Source organism: uncultured Planktomarina sp. (assembly GCA_943788425.1).
In the GTDB taxonomy this organism is placed as follows: domain Bacteria; phylum Pseudomonadota; class Alphaproteobacteria; order Rhodobacterales; family Rhodobacteraceae; genus Planktomarina.
Genome location: CALSQF010000009.1, coordinates 1 through 17,843, shown reverse-complemented (window position 1 = coordinate 17,843; position 17,843 = coordinate 1). Strand labels below are relative to the sequence as shown.

General features: G+C 53.3%; 22 protein-coding genes. 4 read left to right on the top strand and 18 right to left on the bottom strand.

Annotation, left to right across the window (positions count from 1 at the left end; genetic code table 11):
- The first annotated feature begins 49 nt into the window (after positions 1-49).
- From argB to ABLW18_RS09370, 4 genes are read left to right on the top strand one after another with little or no spacing between them, the layout of a single operon-like run.
- Entirely contained in the window at positions 50-916 is an 867-nt protein-coding gene (gene argB, locus ABLW18_RS09385; protein WP_347824562.1) for an acetylglutamate kinase, read from the top strand.
- A 14-nt stretch (positions 917-930) separates the two neighbouring features.
- On the top strand, positions 931-1,722 hold the full coding sequence (locus ABLW18_RS09380; RefSeq protein ID WP_347824561.1) for a sterol desaturase family protein: 792 nt from the start codon (positions 931-933) through the stop codon (positions 1,720-1,722).
- The gene (locus ABLW18_RS09375; RefSeq protein WP_347824560.1) at positions 1,719-2,339 is read left to right on the top strand and encodes a ferredoxin; all 621 of its coding nucleotides are present in this window, start codon (positions 1,719-1,721) and stop codon (positions 2,337-2,339) included. Before ABLW18_RS09380 ends, ABLW18_RS09375 begins: the two co-directional genes overlap by 4 nt.
- Entirely contained in the window at positions 2,336-2,806 is a 471-nt protein-coding gene (locus ABLW18_RS09370) for a histidine phosphatase family protein (RefSeq protein WP_347824559.1), read from the top strand. Before ABLW18_RS09375 ends, ABLW18_RS09370 begins: the two co-directional genes overlap by 4 nt.
- 50 nt (positions 2,807-2,856) lie before the next feature.
- Here the strand turns inward: ABLW18_RS09370 and ABLW18_RS09365 are convergent, their stop codons facing one another.
- The 18 genes from ABLW18_RS09365 to ABLW18_RS09280 form a co-directional block, all read right to left on the bottom strand.
- Positions 2,857-3,621: an amino acid ABC transporter ATP-binding protein gene (locus ABLW18_RS09365; RefSeq protein ID WP_347824558.1), complete on the bottom strand. Its 765-nt coding sequence runs from the start codon at positions 3,619-3,621 to the stop codon at positions 2,857-2,859.
- Between the two features lie 13 nt (positions 3,622-3,634).
- Positions 3,635-4,927, bottom strand: coding sequence for an amino acid ABC transporter permease (locus ABLW18_RS09360; protein ID WP_347824557.1), 1,293 nt, complete (start codon positions 4,925-4,927; stop codon positions 3,635-3,637).
- Between the two features lies 1 nt (position 4,928).
- Positions 4,929-6,143, bottom strand: coding sequence for an ABC transporter permease subunit (locus tag ABLW18_RS09355; protein WP_347824556.1), 1,215 nt, complete (start codon positions 6,141-6,143; stop codon positions 4,929-4,931).
- A gap of 111 nt (positions 6,144-6,254) precedes the next feature.
- Complete coding sequence (locus ABLW18_RS09350; protein ID WP_271857575.1) at positions 6,255-7,271, bottom strand: amino acid ABC transporter substrate-binding protein; 1,017 nt, start codon at positions 7,269-7,271, stop codon at positions 6,255-6,257.
- Positions 7,272-7,478: 207 nt separating this feature from the next.
- Positions 7,479-8,183 carry an ATP12 family protein gene (locus ABLW18_RS09345; protein ID WP_347824555.1) on the bottom strand — a complete coding sequence of 235 codons (705 nt, stop codon included), beginning with the start codon at positions 8,181-8,183 and terminating at the stop codon, positions 7,479-7,481.
- Positions 8,180-8,845: an HAD-IA family hydrolase gene (locus ABLW18_RS09340; RefSeq protein WP_347824554.1), complete on the bottom strand. Its 666-nt coding sequence runs from the start codon at positions 8,843-8,845 to the stop codon at positions 8,180-8,182. The genes ABLW18_RS09345 and ABLW18_RS09340 overlap by 4 nt, the downstream gene beginning before the upstream one ends.
- Positions 8,842-9,882 (bottom strand): RluA family pseudouridine synthase, encoded by a 1,041-nt coding sequence (locus ABLW18_RS09335; protein WP_347824553.1) that lies wholly within the window; start codon positions 9,880-9,882, stop codon positions 8,842-8,844. The genes ABLW18_RS09340 and ABLW18_RS09335 overlap by 4 nt, the downstream gene beginning before the upstream one ends.
- Entirely contained in the window at positions 9,879-10,256 is a 378-nt protein-coding gene (crcB, locus tag ABLW18_RS09330; RefSeq protein ID WP_347824552.1) for a fluoride efflux transporter CrcB, read from the bottom strand. Before crcB ends, ABLW18_RS09335 begins: the two co-directional genes overlap by 4 nt.
- 31 nt (positions 10,257-10,287) lie before the next feature.
- Positions 10,288-11,601 carry a replication-associated recombination protein A gene (locus ABLW18_RS09325; RefSeq protein WP_347824551.1) on the bottom strand — a complete coding sequence of 438 codons (1,314 nt, stop codon included), beginning with the start codon at positions 11,599-11,601 and terminating at the stop codon, positions 10,288-10,290.
- A gap of 66 nt (positions 11,602-11,667) precedes the next feature.
- Positions 11,668-12,279: an autoinducer binding domain-containing protein gene (locus ABLW18_RS09320; protein WP_347824550.1), complete on the bottom strand. Its 612-nt coding sequence runs from the start codon at positions 12,277-12,279 to the stop codon at positions 11,668-11,670.
- A 188-nt stretch (positions 12,280-12,467) separates the two neighbouring features.
- Positions 12,468-12,878, bottom strand: coding sequence for a 50S ribosomal protein L17 (gene rplQ / locus ABLW18_RS09315; protein ID WP_347824549.1), 411 nt, complete (start codon positions 12,876-12,878; stop codon positions 12,468-12,470).
- A gap of 115 nt (positions 12,879-12,993) precedes the next feature.
- Positions 12,994-14,010 carry a DNA-directed RNA polymerase subunit alpha gene (locus ABLW18_RS09310; protein ID WP_347824548.1) on the bottom strand — a complete coding sequence of 339 codons (1,017 nt, stop codon included), beginning with the start codon at positions 14,008-14,010 and terminating at the stop codon, positions 12,994-12,996.
- Between the two features lie 107 nt (positions 14,011-14,117).
- Entirely contained in the window at positions 14,118-14,507 is a 390-nt protein-coding gene (gene rpsK / locus ABLW18_RS09305) for a 30S ribosomal protein S11 (RefSeq protein ID WP_347824547.1), read from the bottom strand.
- 10 nt (positions 14,508-14,517) lie between these two features.
- Positions 14,518-14,886 carry a 30S ribosomal protein S13 gene (gene rpsM, locus ABLW18_RS09300; RefSeq protein ID WP_347824546.1) on the bottom strand — a complete coding sequence of 123 codons (369 nt, stop codon included), beginning with the start codon at positions 14,884-14,886 and terminating at the stop codon, positions 14,518-14,520.
- A 178-nt stretch (positions 14,887-15,064) separates the two neighbouring features.
- Positions 15,065-15,706, bottom strand: a complete 642-nt coding sequence (locus ABLW18_RS09295) for an adenylate kinase (protein WP_347824545.1) — start codon at positions 15,704-15,706, stop codon at positions 15,065-15,067.
- Positions 15,703-17,061, bottom strand: a complete 1,359-nt coding sequence (gene secY, locus ABLW18_RS09290) for a preprotein translocase subunit SecY (protein WP_347824544.1) — start codon at positions 17,059-17,061, stop codon at positions 15,703-15,705. Before secY ends, ABLW18_RS09295 begins: the two co-directional genes overlap by 4 nt.
- Positions 17,062-17,165: 104 nt before the next feature.
- Entirely contained in the window at positions 17,166-17,633 is a 468-nt protein-coding gene (gene rplO, locus ABLW18_RS09285; RefSeq protein ID WP_347824543.1) for a 50S ribosomal protein L15, read from the bottom strand.
- Positions 17,630-17,843 (bottom strand): hypothetical protein (locus ABLW18_RS09280; protein WP_347824542.1); only part of this gene is annotated, 214 nt, incomplete at its 5' end. The genes ABLW18_RS09280 and rplO, both read right to left, overlap by 4 nt.

The following is a 17,843-nucleotide window of genomic DNA, read 5'->3' as shown; positions in this document are numbered from 1 at the left end:
CTGCTTGAATTCACTACGCTTACATTAGCCGGTTCAGAAAGATCACCCCATGAAAAGCGAATGGTTAACCACCGCCAGCACTTTGTCAAAAGCCTTGCCGTATCTGCAGCGCTATGACGGCGCAACAGTGGTGATAAAATTTGGCGGCCATGCCATGGGCAGTGATGCGGCCATGGAGTCCTTTGCGCGTGATGTTGTTTTGATGCAGCAGGTGGGGGTAAACCCGGTGATCGTGCACGGCGGCGGGCCGATGATAAATGAAATGCTCAAGCGCCTGGATATACAATCCCACTTCGTCGACGGCAAACGTGTCACGGATGCGGCGACGATGGAAGTTGTTGAAATGGTCCTTTCAGGTCGCGTTAACAAACGGATCGTGCAGGCTATTAACGCGCAGGGTGGACGCGCCGTTGGCCTATCGGGCAAGGACGCCAGCTTGATGACCTGCGATGTTGCGGATCCGAAGTTAGGTCTGGTCGGCAAACCGCGGGATATTGATCCAACTGTTCTAAATACACTTTTTGACGCGGATATGATTCCGGTCATTGCCCCGCTGGGCGCAGGCGATGCTGGAGAGACCTTCAACATAAATGGCGACACAGTTGCCGGCTCCATTGCCGCAGCACTTAAGGCAGACAGGCTTTTGCTTTTGACCGATGTGTCAGGTGTGAAAAATGCCGATGGCGACGTGCTGACAGAACTGTCGCCAGACAATATCAAAGATTTGACCGCAAATGGTGTGATTGCAGGAGGCATGATCCCCAAAACCGAAACCGCGCTGGAAGCGATTTCTGGCGGTGTGCGAGCAGTGGTGATTATCGACGGGCGCGCGCCAAATGCCTGTCTTTTAGAATTGTTCACGGATCACGGGGCAGGATCGTTGATCCGATCTCCAGACGCCCCCAAAAGATCATAGGGAAGCGCGCGCAGATGTCCCAAGACGCCCTATTGCGCCTCGCCATATTTCTAGGCCTCTTCGCCATTTTAGCAGGCATCGAGCATTTGGCCCCCCGCCGCCCTCGACCGCAAAAAACTCGGCGCTGGATCACAAATTGGGTCTTTGTCGTGGTCGATACGCTCACCCTGCGGGCTTTGGCGATATTTCTCCCATTCGCCGCAGTTTTGGCCGCCGCGGATGCCAGCGCCAGGGGCTGGGGCCTACTCAACCTTATCGCCCTGCCCAGCTGGATAGAGTTGATTGTGGTCATCCTGATGATGGATTTTGCGATATGGGTGCAGCATTTGCTGAGCCATAAAATCCCGTTGCTCTGGCGCATCCACCGCGTGCATCACTCTGATATTGAATTTGATGTCACCACAGCGATCCGCTTTCATCCGGTAGAAATTGCCTTGTCCATGGGATTTAAGATTGGCTTGGTATATCTGCTTGGCCCCGCGGCCTGGACCGTGCTGGTATTTGAAGTTTTGCTCAATGGATCGGCCATGTTTAATCATGCCAATATCGCATTGCCGCAGAAACTGGATCGGGTCATGCGCAGTGTTTTGGTCACCCCTGACATGCACCGCATTCACCATTCGGTGCATCGCTTTGAACACGATAGCAACTACGGATTTGCCCTATCGTGGTGGGACCGCTTGTTTGGTACCTATACCCAAAGCCCACAAGACGGGCATCGACAGATGAAAATTGGCCTGCAATGGCAAGATCTACGCCCCACGCGCCTGATCTGGTCCCTGGCTCTGCCATTCTTGCACAAATGACATATGGCGAACTTCTTTACAGGGTTCAGGCGGAACATCTGACCATTTTTGGAACTCTGCTCGGCGCACGCGGCACCATCCTATTGCTCGGTCCACATGAGCCGGGGTTTTGGCCTGCGCTCTGTGACAGTCCCGAATGGCGAGATGGCGCAGCGGATCCCGTAGACCGCTGGTCACGACGCGTGATCACAGGGCTGGCAGACGGGCTTGAAGCGCGGGTGCATTTTCCTTTTGGAGCAGAGCAAGCCCCGTTTCTCACCTGGGCCATGGCCAGTGACCGCGCCTGGATCAGCCCCGTGGGCATGCTGGTGCAAGCCAACGCTGGGCTTATGGTCTCCTATCGCGGCGCTTTGGAATTGGATTGGGAAATCCAGACGCCTGAAGCGCCAACATATCCCTGTGCCAGCTGTGCCGCGCCTTGCACGACCGCCTGCCCAGTTGGCGCGCTACAGGGCAAGCAATATGCTGTTGAGGCTTGCAGATCCTATGTGCAGTCGGATCCATTGCAACGCTGCCTCACGACGGGCTGTCTGGCCCGGCGCGCCTGTCCAATCAGTCAAGCCTATGAGCGCGACGCGGCACAATCGGCCTATCACATGCGGGAGTTTTTAAATTGAAGCTCATATTGATACGCCATACCCATGCCGAATGTGCCCCCGGACAGGACGATCACGCCCGCGCACTCAGTGTAAGGGGTCAAGATGAGGCTCGCCGGTTAGGCTCTTGGCTCAAAAAATCAGGTCATTTGCCACGTCATGCATTGGTCTCAGATGCCAAACGCACACGCCAGAGCTTTGCAGCGCTCACGCTTACCTGTGGCGCAGATGAAATGGCTGAACTCTATTTGGCAGAATGCACAACTTTGCGCGCGGCCATCCATGCCCAGAGCCAAAGCGACAGCCTCTTGCTGCTGGCCCATAACCCCGGCATTGCTGAGGTGGCCAGTACCATGGTCAAAACACCGCCGGACCATCCTACATTTTACACATATCCGCCGGGCGCCACGCTTGTGCTAAACTATGATCCCCAAGGCGGCACAGCACAGCTCGTTGATTTCACGACGCCCGCAGATCTCACACGATAAAGAGGGCCCCGCGAGGGGCCCAATTTGACTTCTGACAGGCTAAAAGACCGCTAATGACCCAAAATTTGGCTCAAGAACAATTTTGTGCGATCTGATTGCGGTTTGTTGAAGAACTCTTCTGGCTTGTTCTGTTCGACAATTTGCCCCGCATCCATGAAAATGACCCGATTTGCCACTTGGCGTGCAAACCCCATTTCATGGGTCACGCAAAGCATGGTCATACCATCCTCGGCAAGTTCGATCATCGTGTCCAACACCTCTTTGATCATCTCAGGGTCAAGCGCAGAGGTGGGTTCATCAAAGAGCATGATCCGGGGCTTCATGCACAAGGAGCGCGCAATTGCCACCCGTTGTTGCTGACCGCCAGACAGCTGGCCGGGATATTTATCGGCTTGCTCCGGAATTTTAACCTTTTCAAGAAAGTGCATAGCCGTTTCTTCGGCTTCTTTCTTAGGTATTTTTCGCACCCAAATGGGAGCCAAGGTGCAATTTTCCAAGATTGTAAGATGTGGGAACAGGTTGAAGTGCTGGAAGCACATACCAACTTCAGAGCGCACCTTGTCGATGTTCTTCACATCGGAGGATAATAGCGTCCCATCGACTGTGATGGATCCCTGTTGATGCTCCTCCAGAGCATTGATGCAGCGAATGAGGGTGGATTTTCCCGAGCCTGACGGCCCGCAAATCACAATCCGCTCGCCACGCTGCACATCAAGATTGATGTCGCGCAGCACATGGAATGTACCATACCATTTATTCATGTGCTCGATTGAGATTGCGATCTCATCAGAAACTTTCATTTGGGCTTCAGACATTCTCAAAGCTCCCTTAGTGATGATCGGTTCGAAGCTGCCGCTCCAACCATTGTGAATATTGTGAGATGCCGTAGCAGACGACGAAGAACAGCAAGATCGCGAAGAGATAAAGCTCCCAATAGATCCCCGTCCAAGCTGTGGAGGAAGAAATCGGACCCCGGATCATACCGACGAGATCAAACATGGAGATAACCGAGACCAACGTGGTGTCTTTGAACAAGCCAACTGCCACGTTCACGATGCCTGGAATAGAGATCTTGAGCGCCTGCGGCAGGATGATTAAACGCATCGCCTGCGGGTAGTCCAAGCCCAGACTGTCAGCCGCCTCATATTGCCCGCGTGGCAGGGCTGCGAGGCCACCCCGGATCACCTCTGCGATATAGGCCGCAGAGAAAAGTGTGATCATAATAATCACCCTTAGGATCAAATCCAGATTGGTGCCGGGTGGGAAGAAATATGACAGCACGACATTGGCCACAAACAGCAGCGTGATCAGCGGCACACCGCGAATAAACTCGATAAATACCACACAAATGCCCTTGATGATAGGCATATTCGACTGTCTGCCCAAGGCCAGGACGATCCCTAGTGGAATAGACAAAGACACGCAGACGGTTCCCAGAATAAGGTTGAGCATAAAGCCCCCCATATCCCGCGACGCCACAGGCTCAAGCGCGATAAACTCAGGCAGAGCTGCGGTCACAAAGCTACCCAAGTAAAGCACCAACGCCACTGCGACGACGCCGGACAACAGCCCTGTCGCAAAGCCAGTCAGGCGCTCCATCTTCACGAAGGCCAGATATCCCGCTATGAGTGATAGGGCGACCACAACAGGGGTCAAAACTGTTCCGCCCCAGATCAACCAAAAGGCCAGGAAGGGGTATATCGCGGAAAATATCAACATGTTACGTGGCAATTTTTGGAACAAAATCGGAGCGATGCAGACCAAAAGCAACACAAAGGCCAGGGTCGGCCGCCAATAGGCTTCGGCCGGATATTTAAAGCCAAACAACATTTGGTTCCAGCGTTCAGCCAAAACCGACCAACATGCGCCAATGGTGCCTTGCAAAACTTCCCGGCACTCCCTCAGGCTACTAGTGGTCCAGACCCCGTTCCACATCCAGGGTGTCGACGCGAGGATGATTTTAGCGACAAAATAGATGGACAGAATGGTTAGGATCGAATTGATCCAATTCGAGAATAGGTTTTCACGCATCCATTTGACCATACCAGCCTGTTGAATGGGCGGTGCAGATGGCGGGATAGGCTCATGACGTACAAAGCCGATGTTCGGTGTATCGCTCATCTCAACGCTCCTTCAACTTCATAGCATTGTTATAGACGTTCATAATGGCCGAAATTGACAGGCTGATTACCAAATAGAACAGCATCAAGACCAAAATACATTCAATCGCGCGACCAGTTTGATTGAGCGTAATACCGCCCAGCGTGCCGGTGATATCCATATAGCCGACAGCAATGGCCAGCGAGCTGTTTTTGGTGATGTTTAGATATTGGGAAATCAGCGGCGGTACGATAACGCGCAGCGCTTGCGGCAAAATGATCAGTGACATGATCCGACCCGGACGCATTCCCAAGGCAGCAGCGGCCTCCGTTTGACCGTGGCTGATGGCTTGAATCCCTGCACGGACATTTTCAGCAATGAACGCTCCAGTATAGATGGCCAATGCAAACCAGAGTGCAATCAAAGATAGGCGCAAATGCAGGCCACCCTTAAAGTTAAACCCTTTCAGTGCAGGGTTCTCCAGCCCGATCGGGCTGCCCAAAGCAAAATAGACCAGCACAGTTGGGAGGATCAAAATAGCAATGGATGGCAAGAAAGTTGGGATCAAACGTCCGGTGTTGAAAAGCAAGTTTCTAGCATAGCGTCGGAAGACGAAAACACCGATGATCGAGAGACCAAAAGCGGCGTATACAACCCAGCCAAGATCTTCCAAAATCAGCCGAGGGATATAAACCCCGCGGTTGGTGAAGGCGACCATGTCAAACCACATGGAGCTTGCCGCTGCATCACCACGAAATTCACGGGGTTGCGGCAAGATGTTCGACATGACAAGAAAAATGATCAAAATCCAGACCAAAACCGGTACATTGCGGAAGGCTTCCACATATATCGCCATGAGTTTTGAAACGACCCAGTTATTTGAAAGGCGCAGCACCCCGGCGATGACGCCCAAAATGGTGGCGCTCACACAGGCCAAAAAGGCCACGATCAGCGTATTTACGGCCCCCACCAGGGAGGCGCGGCCATGGCTCATCTGATTGTTATATTCGATGGGCATTTGATTGATGTCATAGCCGGCTGTCTCGCCGAAGAATCTCCAGCTGATATTCAGACCGGCGTCAGCGAGATTCGACAGAAGATTAGAAACCAGATAGCCTATCGCAAAAATAAGGCCGATCAGCGCAATCACTTGAAATGTTGTTGATCGGTAGCGGGTATCATTTATCAACATTGACAAGCTGAACTTGCTTGCCCCTGTTTGTGTCGTTGATGACATGGAATTTTTCCCTGAGTTTCTGAATTTATTTTGAATTTTATATTTTCAGATTTGTCTTAGGCTTGGACGTGAAAAGGGCGCAGATTTCTCTGCGCCCAATCCAATATGTTCTTAGCGGAATGGTGGTGAATAGATCAGACCGCCGTCTTTCCACTGTGCGTTCAAACCACGGGCCAAGCCGATGTTTGTTGCAGCACCGATGTTGCTTTCGAACACTTCACCGTAGTTGCCGCCGGACATGATGGCACGTTTTGCCCATTCTGCGTCCAGACCGAGCATTTCGCCCAAAGTGCCTTCAGAGCCCAATAGACGGTTGATTTCTGGGTTGTTTGTGCCCGCAGACATTTCAGCGATGTTGTCGGAAGTCACACCCAGCTCTTCAGCTGTGATCAAAGCGTTCAAAGTCCAGCGCGCGATATCGCCCCAGTCATTGTCACCGTGACGAACCAATGGGCCGAGTGGCTCTTTGGAAACGACGTCGGGTAGAACAACATAGTCGTCTGGATTTGGGAAGTTTGCACGTTGAGCGGCCAAAGCGGAACGGTCAGTCGTGTAAACGTCGCAGGAACCTGCGAGGAACAGTTGAGCCGCTTCTGAACCAGTTTCGATTGGTACTGGCTCGTAAGAGATGCCATTCGCACGGAAGAAATCAGCCAAGTTCAGCTCTGTTGTTGTACCAGTTTGGATACAAACAGTCGCGCCATCCAGCTCAGCAGCTGAGGACACACCCAAAGAAGCCGGAACCATGAAGCCTTGACCGTCGTAGTAGTTTACGCCGACAAATTCGAACTTCAGGTCAACGTCGCGGGACATTGTCCAAGTTGTGTTACGGGCAAGAAGATCGATCTCGCCAGATGCCAAAGCGGTGAAACGCGTTTTGCCGGTTGTTGGAACGAATTCAACAGCCATGTTGTCGCCCAACACAGCTGCCGCAACCGCGCGACATACAGCAACGTCAAAACCCTGCCAAACGCCATTTGCGTCAGGCTCAGCGAAACCTGGAACACCTGTGGTCACACCACAGTTCAGTTTGCCGCGTGCTTTAACATCATCGAGGGTGCCAGCAGATACCAAGCCAGCCGCTAGGCCAGCTACGGTCAATGCACCAAGAAATACGGTTTTTTTCATTTTTACCTCATCCTGTTTTCCACCCCAAAGGGCAGTCTAATCCAATTAAATTAATTGGCATGAATGCAAGAGTTTCCTCTGCAATGATAGACAATGACAAGTTTTACGTCAGCCGGTCAAGAGATCACCACAAAAATCGGTGCTTTTTACTTATTATTTCGTTAAAATAGGGCATAAAAATTTGTGTACATTTGTATACTGCAGGACTTAGCTCATTTTATAGAATCGGTGGGCGTGCAAAAATGCCAAATGCTTCAAACTTGCCGTTGCGTCAGCTTCGTCATCCTGACCCCACTGCTCGATTTGCCACAGTTCGTCGAGCCGCGAGCGCATCCAAAGATCGTCGATGGCAAACGCCCCTGCCTGCGCCGCCAGCCCAATCACCAGTGATCCAGACATGCTGACAAGATCATGCAGAGCAGCCAATTGAAACGGCGACTGCGCCACAACCCGCGCGGTTAAATTGGCCACCGCATTCGCGGGTTGCACCAAATGCATCACCCCTTCAGCGGTGCGCAGGGGCGCATCCAGCACCTCAGCCGCCCAAGCCAAAAGCGGGTCCCATGCCTCTTTTTGACGGGCCGCCAACTCTATGGGCGCAGGGGCCCGGTAACAGAGCAAATCATTTTCGCCATAAGCAGCAATCAACTGCGCCACTTCATCCCGTTGCGGCATCACCTTGTCCAAGGCCGCATTTGCCGTGCGCGTGGTGGGCATGGCCCACGGGTCGATTTTCTCGCTTTGCGCCTCCCACTCCGCTGCAATAGCTGCTGCCATGGCTTGAGTGGGCACGGCTAGAGTTGCCTTGGCGGGTGTTTTGACCAAGCGATTATCCAAAAGGATCACATAGTCTTGGCCGCGCAGATCAACGGTCACATCACTCCAAAATCGTTTTGCAGCCCAATCGCTCATATCTCACTCCATAGGTTTTGCACTTCCGGCACCAGTCGCGCATAATCGGTGACCATCCGATCCGCCTGCGCGCGCAAAGCTTGTTCCGCATGATAGCCCCAACATACCCCAATAGTTTTTAACCCGGCAGCCCGGCCCATTTGCATATCAAACGTGGTATCACCGATCATCACCCCGCGCACGGCGCCACTTTCCGTCATAGCTTGTAAAGCCATCGAGGGATGCGGCTTCGATGCGTGATCATCTGCCACTTGCGTTGTTGCAAAACGCCCGGCCAAATCAGGGTTCGACAAAACATGGCGCAAACCACGGCGCGATTTGCCAGTGGCGATACCTAAGACGATATCATCCATGTGTTTCAGCCTGTCCAAACACGCCAGAGCCCCCGGATAGAGTGGTGAGGTAGAGGCCGATCGCAGGCGCGCGAAACTGCCTTTATAGGCCTCGACCAACAGCAGGCGCTCTTGCGCATCTGTCTCAGGGCAGAGTTGCGCAAAGGCTTCCGGCAACGACAAACCAACATTAGCCAATATCTCAGAGGCGGGCGGCAAGACGAGACCGCGCGTCTTGAAGGCAAAGTCCATGGCACCCAAAATATGAGATTGGCTGTCAATCAGCGTACCATCGACATCAAATAGAACCAAAGTCCGCGGTCGGCTCATTCATCGCCCTCAAATGGATCAAGTTCCACATCGCGCGGGTCCCATTGCATCTGATCCCACGTGCGCTGCATATGCTCGGGCAAAGGGGCGGTAAAGGACAGCATTGCGCGGGTCACAGGATGCTCCAGCCGCAAATGCCTAGCATGGAGATGCATCTTTTTGCTGATATCTCCGCCCAATTGCGCACCCCAGCCATGCCCAAGATTTTCTTGGCTCGAGCCGCCATATTTGCCGTCTCCAACAATCGGATGTCCCATTTCGGCCATATGCGCCCGCAGCTGATGCGTCCGCCCGGTTACGGGAACCAATGCGACCCAAGCTGCTCGGCTGCCAAGCGGCGACAGGACCGCATAATCCGTAGTGGCGCGCTTCGCTCCGGGGGTTGTGGCTACCTCATTGGGATGCAGGCAATGCATTTTCTCGCCCTCACCATAGCTGCCATGACCACCAGCTTTGACCAACCCATATTTCACTGTGCCCATTTTTGGATGCGGTACGCCAGCGACAACGGCCCAATAAATCTTGCGTGTCTCTCGGTGGCGAAAGGCCTCAGCCAAAGACGCCGCCATCTGCCGGCTGCGCCCTAGGATCAATACCCCAGAGGTGTCCTTGTCCAAACGATGCACAAGCCGCGGGTTTTCGTCATTGCCAAACCGCAACGCAGGGGTGAGGCCGTCCACATGGCGATGCTGTTTACTACCCCCCTGCACCGGCAGGCCCGGCGGTTTGTTCAACGCGATAATATGCTCATCGCGGTATAAAACGCAGGATTGAATCATTTTGGCATCCGCATCAGAGATTTTTTTGTCGACGATGGCCGGCGCCGGCGTATCCGGCAAAGGCGGGATACGGACCACTTGCCCCACTTCTACCCGCGTATTGGACTTCACCCGCCCCCCATCTACGCGAATATCGCCCTTGCGACACATCTTTTCGATCTGGCCCTGCTGCACCTGCGGAAAAAGACGGCGGAACCAACGATCCAAGCGCTGATCGCCATCTCCCTCATTCACTTCCAAAAGCTGTACTCGGCTCATGCCCATATTCCTCGTGCAATCATCAGGCCCAAATTCAAGCCTCCTATTGAAAGGACCACCGATAGGGTGACATACCCCAGCGCTTGCCCCATGCTGCCGCGTTCGAATAGATTCACCGCCTCCAAGGGGAAGGCAGAGAAGGTTGTGAACCCACCAAGCAGGCCCGTCATGATCAATAGGGTCAAATGGGCTAAACCGCGTTGCGCCGCATAGATCACAAACATTCCTATCGCAAAAGAGCCCAAGATGTTGACCTTCATCACCGCCAGTGGAAATCGTGGTCCCACAAGACGCAAGATGCCCACTGCGGCCAAAAACCGAAGCACTGCGCCAATCGCTCCCCCAAGGGCCACCTGTAACACTGTCATATGCATGTGGGTGCAATGTGCTCAGGCGGACGGTTTGTCAACCTTTGCGGCGGTTGCGCAGCTTTTCGAAATAGGCAAGACGTTTTCGCAACTCTCGTTCAAATCCCCGCTCCACAGGTGCATAGTAACTCGGGCGCTCCATGCCTTCTGGGAAGTAATTTTGCCCGGAAAACCCATCTTCCGTATCATGATCATATGCGTATCCGGCGCCATAGCCTTGATCCTTCATCAAACTGGTCGCGGCATTAAGAATATGTTTGGGAGGCGGTTGCGATCCGGTTTGCTTGGCCTCGCGCAGGGCGGCCTTATAGGCCACATAGGCAGCATTCGATTTTGGCGCTAGGGCCAGATACGTCACGGCCTGCGCCAAAGCCAACTCCCCCTCAGGGCTGCCTAACCTTTCGTAAGTTTGCCAAGATTGCAAGCAAACCTCTTGCGCTTGTGGATCTGCCAAACCTATGTCCTCCACAGCCATGCGTGTCAGGCGGCGAGCCAAATAGCGCGGATCCTCACCACCCTGCATCATCCGCGCAAACCAATAGAGCGCCGCATCTGGGTCAGAACCACGAATGGATTTGTGCAGAGCCGAAATCAAATTGTAATGGCTGTCTCCAGATTTGTCGTAGAGAGCGGCGCGGCGCATCAAACGTTTGGACAGGGCGCTCCGGCCCATGGGCTCCTGCAGCCCCCAAGCCAAGATTTGTTCAATCAAATTGAGCAGGCTGCGCCCATCACCATCGGCCATTTCCAAAAGTGCCCGGCGCGCGCCTGCGTCCAACGGCAAGGCAGCGCCCGTCCCCATCTCAGCCCGCTGCGCCAGAAGCTCCAGCTCATCATCGGACAGACGCTCTAACACCAGAACCTGCGCCCGTGATAGAACGGCGGCATTTAATTCAAAGGAGGGGTTTTCAGTGGTGGCCCCCACCAATACCAGCGTACCGTCCTCCATAAGCGGTAGGAAACTGTCTTGTTGAGCTTTGTTGAAACGATGGATTTCATCCACGAATAGCAACGTTCCCTGCCCATTGCTCCGCCGGTTTTGCGCCGCGTGAAATACTTTGCGCAACTCCGGTACGCCGCTGAAAATTGCGCTAATCTGCACAAATTTCAGATCTGTCTCCTCAGCCAATAGGCGGGCGATGGTGGTTTTACCCACGCCCGGCGGCCCCCAAAAGATGATCGACCCCAAGGCATTGGCCTTAAGCATCACTGTCAAGGGAGCTTCTGGACCCAGAATTTGCCCTTGGCCAATCACATCAGCCAAAAACCGCGGACGCAACCGGTCTGCCAAGGGCCGCGGCGCATCTGAAGAGGGCACCTCATTGCCCGGCGTGTCGAATAGATCCATCATCCCGCCAACCTAAGCGAGGAGCGCGCAAAGGGAAATATCCAACCGACCTGTCGCGCGGTGCATCAATTAAATTAAGTCATAAGATGAAGCTCGTTGGATGGCTTCCGCGGTGGTGCAGGCACGAAGGTGATGACGGGCAGCGGTGATCCGTGCCTTCAATGCGCTTTGCGAAATCTGCAAAGCTTTCGTAGCATCCGCGTAGCGATACCCTTTGGCAATCAAGCGCAGTGCCTCCACCTGCGCCAGGGTCAGTGGCCTGGGTGGCATCAACCGCCGATGCAACTCTGTGATGAGCACCTCTGCTCGCGCCAGCTCTTCATCGGTCAATTCTCGATCAGACCCGGCCAGACTGCCAATGGTGCGCGCATCAAGCGGGCCGGTTGACACCGTCGCGCCATAGACCAGACCATGCGCCCCGGCCTGCCCCAATAAATCCAAAGGGTCGGGAAGTATGATCGCGCTCCAGCGCACAGATCCAATCTCCGACAAGGCCCAAGCCACCACCGGGTTACGCAAACCATAGGCCTGCGCCTTATAATGAGCGACCAAGCTGGCGGGATAATCAAGCAATCGGTGCAGTGGGGTCGTGTCCTTGATATGCAGGGCGATGTGATAGCCAGCCGGCGCCATTCGCTTCAGTTCTGCGCATTCACGCTCAGCAGAAAAATCCCAATCCATAAGCGCAAGACACTTAAATTCAGCACTCTGCCCTCGTAGAATTTGCCGAGAACATGCCAAATACGATAAGCTGTAATATCCAAAAAAATCGTAAACTCTATGCGCAAGCCCGAGCAAAAGTATAAGGGCAAACAAAAAAGACCCCCGCGATACGGAGGTCTCAAACTCATTCCGAGTGTGATGCCGGCTTATTCATCAGCGGCTTCCAAGCGAGCTTTGTCTGCCGCGCCTTTTGCATCAACGTTGCGATCAACAAACTCGATAATCGCCATGGGCGCCATGTCACCATAACGGAAGCCCGCTTTCAAAACCCGCACATAGCCGCCTTGGCGCTCTGCGTAGCGGGGGCCAAGCACATCAAATAATTTTGTGACATGCATATGCTGTTTTAGGCGGCTCATCGCTTGACGGCGCGCATGCTCATCACCGCGCTTGCCCAAAGTGACAAGTTTTTCGATTATGGACTTCAATTCTTTGGCTTTTGGCAAAGTTGTTTTGATCTGCTCGTGTTCGATCAAAGACCCAGCCATATTCGCAAACATCGCTTTGCGGTGTTCATGAGTTCTATTCAGGCGGCGGTAACCACGTGCGTGACGCATTTTATTTCTCCGTTTACATTTTGCTTTGTCTGGGGGCTCATGCGAGTGAACCCCTCCCTATTGGGGCGGTATTGCCCAGTCGTATGGAAGGCGGGACCCTGCCCCGCCTACCAGTTTAGAAGTTATCTTCGAGTTTCTTGGCCAGATCTTCGATATTATCGGGCGGCCAATCCTCGACATCCATACCGAGATGCAGCCCCATTCCGGACAGAACCTCTTTGATTTCGTTCAGAGATTTTCGGCCAAAGTTTGGCGTGCGCAGCATTTCTGCTTCTGTTTTTTGGATCAAATCACCGATATAAACGATATTGTCGTTTTTCAGGCAGTTTGCAGAGCGCACAGAAAGTTCCAACTCGTCAACCTTTTTCAAAAGCAGCGGGTTGAATTCCAAGCCGTCATCATCCGATGCTGCATTGGCGCTTTCCGGCTCGTCGAAATTCACAAAGATCGAAAGCTGATCTTGCAAAATCCGCGCCGCATAGGCCAAAGCATCATCTGGCGTCAAAGAGCCGTCTGTCTCCACTTTCAAAGTCAGCTTATCATAATCCAACACCTGTCCCTTACGGGTCGGCTGCACATCATAGCTTACTTTTTTCACGGGCGAATAGATCGCATCGACGGGGATCAATCCAATAGGCGCGTCCTCGGGACGGTTTTTGTCCGCAGCCACATAACCTTTACCGGTGTTCACAGTCAGTTCCATGAACAGATCCGCGCCTTCGTCGAGGTGACACAGGATATGCTCTTTGTTCAAAACTTCGATGCCGGCGGATTCAACAATGTTACCAGCAGTTACGACACCAGGGCCTTTGGCTTGGACTATTAAACGCTTGGTGCCTTCAACATCCATACGGATCGCAACACCTTTAAGGTTCAAAACGATGTCAGTCACATCTTCACGAACACCCGCAACGCTGGAAAATTCATGCAAAACGTTGTCAATCTGCACGCTGGCAATCGCAGCGCCCTGCAAAGACGACATCAGAACGCGACGCAAGGCGTTGCCCAAAGTAAGACCAAAGCCCCGCTCAAGGGGTTCGGCGATCAATGTCGCTTGACAGCTCGGATCATTGCCTGGCTTCACTTCAAGCTGCATTGGCTTAATCAATTCGGCCCAATTCTTGTGGATCATGCGGTCCTCCATTCTTGTCTTTGCTCCATGTCCCAAAACCAAAGACGCTCGAGGGAAAAAATGTCCAAAGGGCACGCGAACATCCGCATGCCCTTTAGTCAAAATATTTAAACGCGGCGGCGCTTAGGTGGGCGGCAGCCGTTGTGCGCCATAGGCGTCACGTCACGGATCGATGTGATGTTCAAACCCAATGCTGCCAATGCGCGCAGAGCGCTCTCACGGCCTGAGCCTGGACCCTGCACTTCGACTTCCAGAGTTTTTACACCGTGATCCTGGGCTTTCTTGCCCGCATCTTCCGCAGCCATTTGAGCAGCATAGGGCGTAGATTTCCGCGAGCCTTTGAAGCCACAGCTGCCCGAGGACGACCATGCAATCGCATTGCCCTGTACGTCAGAGATCAAAATCTTTGTGTTGTTGAACGAGCTGTTCACATGCGCCACACCGGCTGCAATATTTTTCCGCTCTTTGCGCTTAGGCGCTCTTTTATCACGTGCCATCTATCTGCCCTTACTTCTTCTTGCCAGCGATTGCTTTTGCTGGGCCTTTGCGCGTCCGAGCATTTGTGTGTGTCCGCTGACCGCGCACAGGCAAATTACGACGATGACGCAGGCCGCGGTAGCAACCTTGGTCCATCAAACGCTTGATGTTCATCTGGGTTTCACGACGCAGGTCACCTTCAACAGTGTATGTCGCATCGATGTGCTCACGAATCGCAAGAACCTCTGCATCGCTCAGCTCATTCACGCGACGGGTTTCGTCGATGTTTGTACTGACACAGATTTCTTTGGCAGAAGTGAGGCCAATTCCAGTGATGTAAGTGAGGGCAATCGGGACCCGTTTATGGGTCGGGATGTTTACGCCGGCAATACGAGCCAAGGCATATTCCTTTTCTACTGCGGTTCCGTAATACCGGAACCTTTTTTCACAGATACAGGCCCGGAGCTAAAAGCCATCGAGCCTGCGATTGAGGTACTCAGGGCCATGCGCACAGCCCTTATGATTCTCTTACCAGAGATAGCGTCTGGTATGAGGATCTGCTTAGAACGTCAAGACCTTAACCTAAGACTTGAGAAATTGATGTGGTCACATCCTCAATATCGGCCAAACCATCTACGGATGTAAGCTGGTCTTTGGCGTAGTAATAGCCAATCAGCGGTGACGTCTCTTTATAATAAGCCATCAAACGCGTCTTCAAACTCTCCGCATTATCATCAGCCCGACGTTTCAATTCACTGCTGCCACATTTGCCGCAGGCGCCCGATGCCGGGATGGGTTTGGAGATGTCGTTATAACCTTCCCCACAGCCACCACAGGTGGACCTTGCGGTGATACGGTTCACCAAGGCCTCATCATCCACTTGCATCTCGATCACATGATCCAAGCCTACGCCTTTAGACGCAAGCAGCTCACCCAGTGCATCGGCCTGCGCCAAGGTGCGCGGGAAGCCGTCAAAGATGAAGCCTCCAGCAGCTTCGCTGTCTAGCTGCTCTGCAATCAGGCCGATCACAATGTCGTCAGTGACCAATTGGCCGGCATCCATGACGGCGGCAACCTTATTGCCCATATCTGTACCAGATGTCTTAGCAGCGCGCAGCATGTCACCCGTCGACAATTGCACCATGCCACGCTCTTCAACCAAAAGCTTGGCTTGCGTACCTTTGCCCGCACCGGGTGGACCAATTAAAATAATATTCATCGACGCGTCACTCCACCCTTTTTGCCGCGGCGTTTGCCACGGAGCTGTGATTTCTCAAGCAGACCTTCGTATTGATGCGCTAATAGATGAGATTGAACCTGTTGGATGGTGTCCATACCCACCGATACGATGATCAAGATTGAGGTGCCGCCAAAATATGCCGTGATGGCAAATTGGCTGCGCAGAATCTCAGGAACCAAACACACAAGCGCGAGGTAGCCAGATCCCAAAACCAAAAGCCGCGTGACCACATAGTCGAGATACTCGGCGGTTTTCGCACCCGGGCGAATACCCGGCACGAACCCATTTTGGTTTTTCAAATTATCAGCTACCTCATCGGTTTTGAATGCCACTTCCCGCGTGTAAAAATAGGTAAAGAAGACAATCATCGCCGTAAAGAATGCAAGATAGGCCGGCTGACCGGGGCCAAAATAGGCCAATATCGTCGACATCACCGGACCAGACTGCCCGCCGGAAAACGTCGTCAGCGTGGTGGGCAGCAACAATAGGGCTGACGCGAAAATCGCTGGAATAACACCGGCCGGGTTGACCTTGATCGGCAAATGGCTTGAACCACCGTCATAGGTTTTCATACCAACCTGACGGCGTGGGTATTGAATATGGATTTTGCGCAGGCTGCGCTCCATAAACACCACAAACCCAAGTGTGATCATCAGCATTGCAATCACACCCAGCATCGTGCCGGTCCCAATCGCGCCTGAACGCCCTTGAGTGAAAAACTGGCCAAAGGCGGCGGGAAGCTCGGCGATGATACCTACGAAAATGATCAAGGAAATACCATTACCAATGCCACGCGCGGTGATTTGTTCACCCAGCCACATCAAGAACATCGTGCCACCCACCAATGTAATCACGCATGCCGCAATAAAGAACATGCCCGGATCTGAGGCCAGATCACCAGCTTGCAAGCTGGCGGCCAGGCCATAGGCTTGGAAGGTCGCCAGGATAACAGTGCCGTAGCGGGTATATTGGTTGATTTTCTTGCGCCCCTGCTCGCCCTCTTTTTTGAGCTGCTTAAGCGGCTCCCACATGGCGCCCAAAAGCTGCACGATGATGGAGGCTGAAATATAAGGCATAATGCCAAGCGCAAAAATTCCCATGCGAGCCAAGGCGCCGCCCGTGAACATCGACAAGACCCCGCCAATCCCGGTGGCGGCTTGATCCATAAATTGTTGCAAAGCAACGGCGTCGATCCCAGGAACTGGAATGTAAGTCCCGATGCGATAGACGATTAACAGACCGATGGTGAAAAATATCCGCTGGCGTAATTCGGTCGCCTTGCCCAATGTACTCCAGCTTAAATTTGCGGCCATTTGTTCGGCGGCAGATGCCATTTGAAAACTCCCTAAAACAAGATCGCCGCCACGGGGGTCCCCGATGGCGGCGCTTGGACACTAAAAGTTATGTAAGCAGCTTAGAGGCCGCTCGCAACCGCCAATTACTCAGAAGAGGCGGCTGACGCCACTGTCAAAGTCCCACCAGCCGCTTCAACTGCTGCTCTCGCAGCCGCGGAGGCCCCGGTTACTGTGATTGAGACCTTTGCAGCGTAATCACCCTTCGCCAAAACGCGAATGCCGTCCAATTTGCGGCGCACAAGGCCCGACGCAATCAAGCTGTCTTCAGTGACATCACCGGTCAGCTTGCCTGCATCAATGAATTTTTGGATCAAGCCGAGGTTTACCACGGCATAGGCCTTGCGGTTCGGCTTGTTAAAGCCCCGTTTTGGCAAACGTTGGTACAAGGGCATTTGGCCGCCTTCGTAACCTTTGATCGCCACGCCTGAACGGGATTTTTGACCTTTAATACCCCGACCAGCAGTTTTACCTTTGCCAGAGCCCGGACCACGCGCGATGCGCTTTTTGGATCGGGTTGCGCCGGGATTGTCGTGCAGTTCATTAAGTCTCATGTCGCTTCTCCTTTGCCGGATGTGACCCCTGAAGCGTAAGCGGGCCAACCACGGCGTAATTGATTCTTGGCACAGAATTCTGGCCACTTGGTGCGTATAGTGTCCTGAGCGTAGAGGATCAAGTGCAAAGCGGCGCGCCAGGCGGCTTCTCTTGCCTTGCCATAAACAAAAACCCCACCAGTCTCCTGGCAGGGTTTTAATTGGGCGAAT

Bases quoted from the DNA above. Each gene is read 5' to 3' on its own strand.
- argB (WP_347824562.1), top strand. From the start codon at position 50: ATGAAAAGCGAATGGTTAACCACCGCCAGCACTTTGTCAAAAGCCTTG.
- ABLW18_RS09380 (WP_347824561.1), top strand. From the start codon at position 931: ATGTCCCAAGACGCCCTATTGCGCCTCGCCATATTTCTAGGCCTCTTC.
- ABLW18_RS09375 (WP_347824560.1), top strand. From the start codon at position 1,719: ATGACATATGGCGAACTTCTTTACAGGGTTCAGGCGGAACATCTGACC.
- ABLW18_RS09365 (WP_347824558.1), bottom strand. From the start codon at position 3,621: ATGTCTGAAGCCCAAATGAAAGTTTCTGATGAGATCGCAATCTCAATC.
- ABLW18_RS09360 (WP_347824557.1), bottom strand. From the start codon at position 4,927: ATGAGCGATACACCGAACATCGGCTTTGTACGTCATGAGCCTATCCCG.
- ABLW18_RS09355 (WP_347824556.1), bottom strand. From the start codon at position 6,143: ATGTCATCAACGACACAAACAGGGGCAAGCAAGTTCAGCTTGTCAATG.
- ABLW18_RS09350 (WP_271857575.1), bottom strand. From the start codon at position 7,271: ATGAAAAAAACCGTATTTCTTGGTGCATTGACCGTAGCTGGCCTAGCG.
- ABLW18_RS09345 (WP_347824555.1), bottom strand. From the start codon at position 8,183: ATGAGCGATTGGGCTGCAAAACGATTTTGGAGTGATGTGACCGTTGAT.
- ABLW18_RS09340 (WP_347824554.1), bottom strand. From the start codon at position 8,845: ATGAGCCGACCGCGGACTTTGGTTCTATTTGATGTCGATGGTACGCTG.
- ABLW18_RS09335 (WP_347824553.1), bottom strand. From the start codon at position 9,882: ATGAGCCGAGTACAGCTTTTGGAAGTGAATGAGGGAGATGGCGATCAG.
- crcB (WP_347824552.1), bottom strand. From the start codon at position 10,256: ATGCATATGACAGTGTTACAGGTGGCCCTTGGGGGAGCGATTGGCGCA.
- ABLW18_RS09325 (WP_347824551.1), bottom strand. From the start codon at position 11,601: ATGATGGATCTATTCGACACGCCGGGCAATGAGGTGCCCTCTTCAGAT.
- ABLW18_RS09320 (WP_347824550.1), bottom strand. From the start codon at position 12,279: ATGGATTGGGATTTTTCTGCTGAGCGTGAATGCGCAGAACTGAAGCGA.
- rplQ (WP_347824549.1), bottom strand. From the start codon at position 12,878: ATGCGTCACGCACGTGGTTACCGCCGCCTGAATAGAACTCATGAACAC.
- ABLW18_RS09310 (WP_347824548.1), bottom strand. From the start codon at position 14,010: ATGATCCACAAGAATTGGGCCGAATTGATTAAGCCAATGCAGCTTGAA.
- rpsK (WP_347824547.1), bottom strand. From the start codon at position 14,507: ATGGCACGTGATAAAAGAGCGCCTAAGCGCAAAGAGCGGAAAAATATT.
- ABLW18_RS09295 (WP_347824545.1), bottom strand. From the start codon at position 15,706: ATGAATATTATTTTAATTGGTCCACCCGGTGCGGGCAAAGGTACGCAA.
- secY (WP_347824544.1), bottom strand. From the start codon at position 17,061: ATGGCATCTGCCGCCGAACAAATGGCCGCAAATTTAAGCTGGAGTACA.
- rplO (WP_347824543.1), bottom strand. From the start codon at position 17,633: ATGAGACTTAATGAACTGCACGACAATCCCGGCGCAACCCGATCCAAA.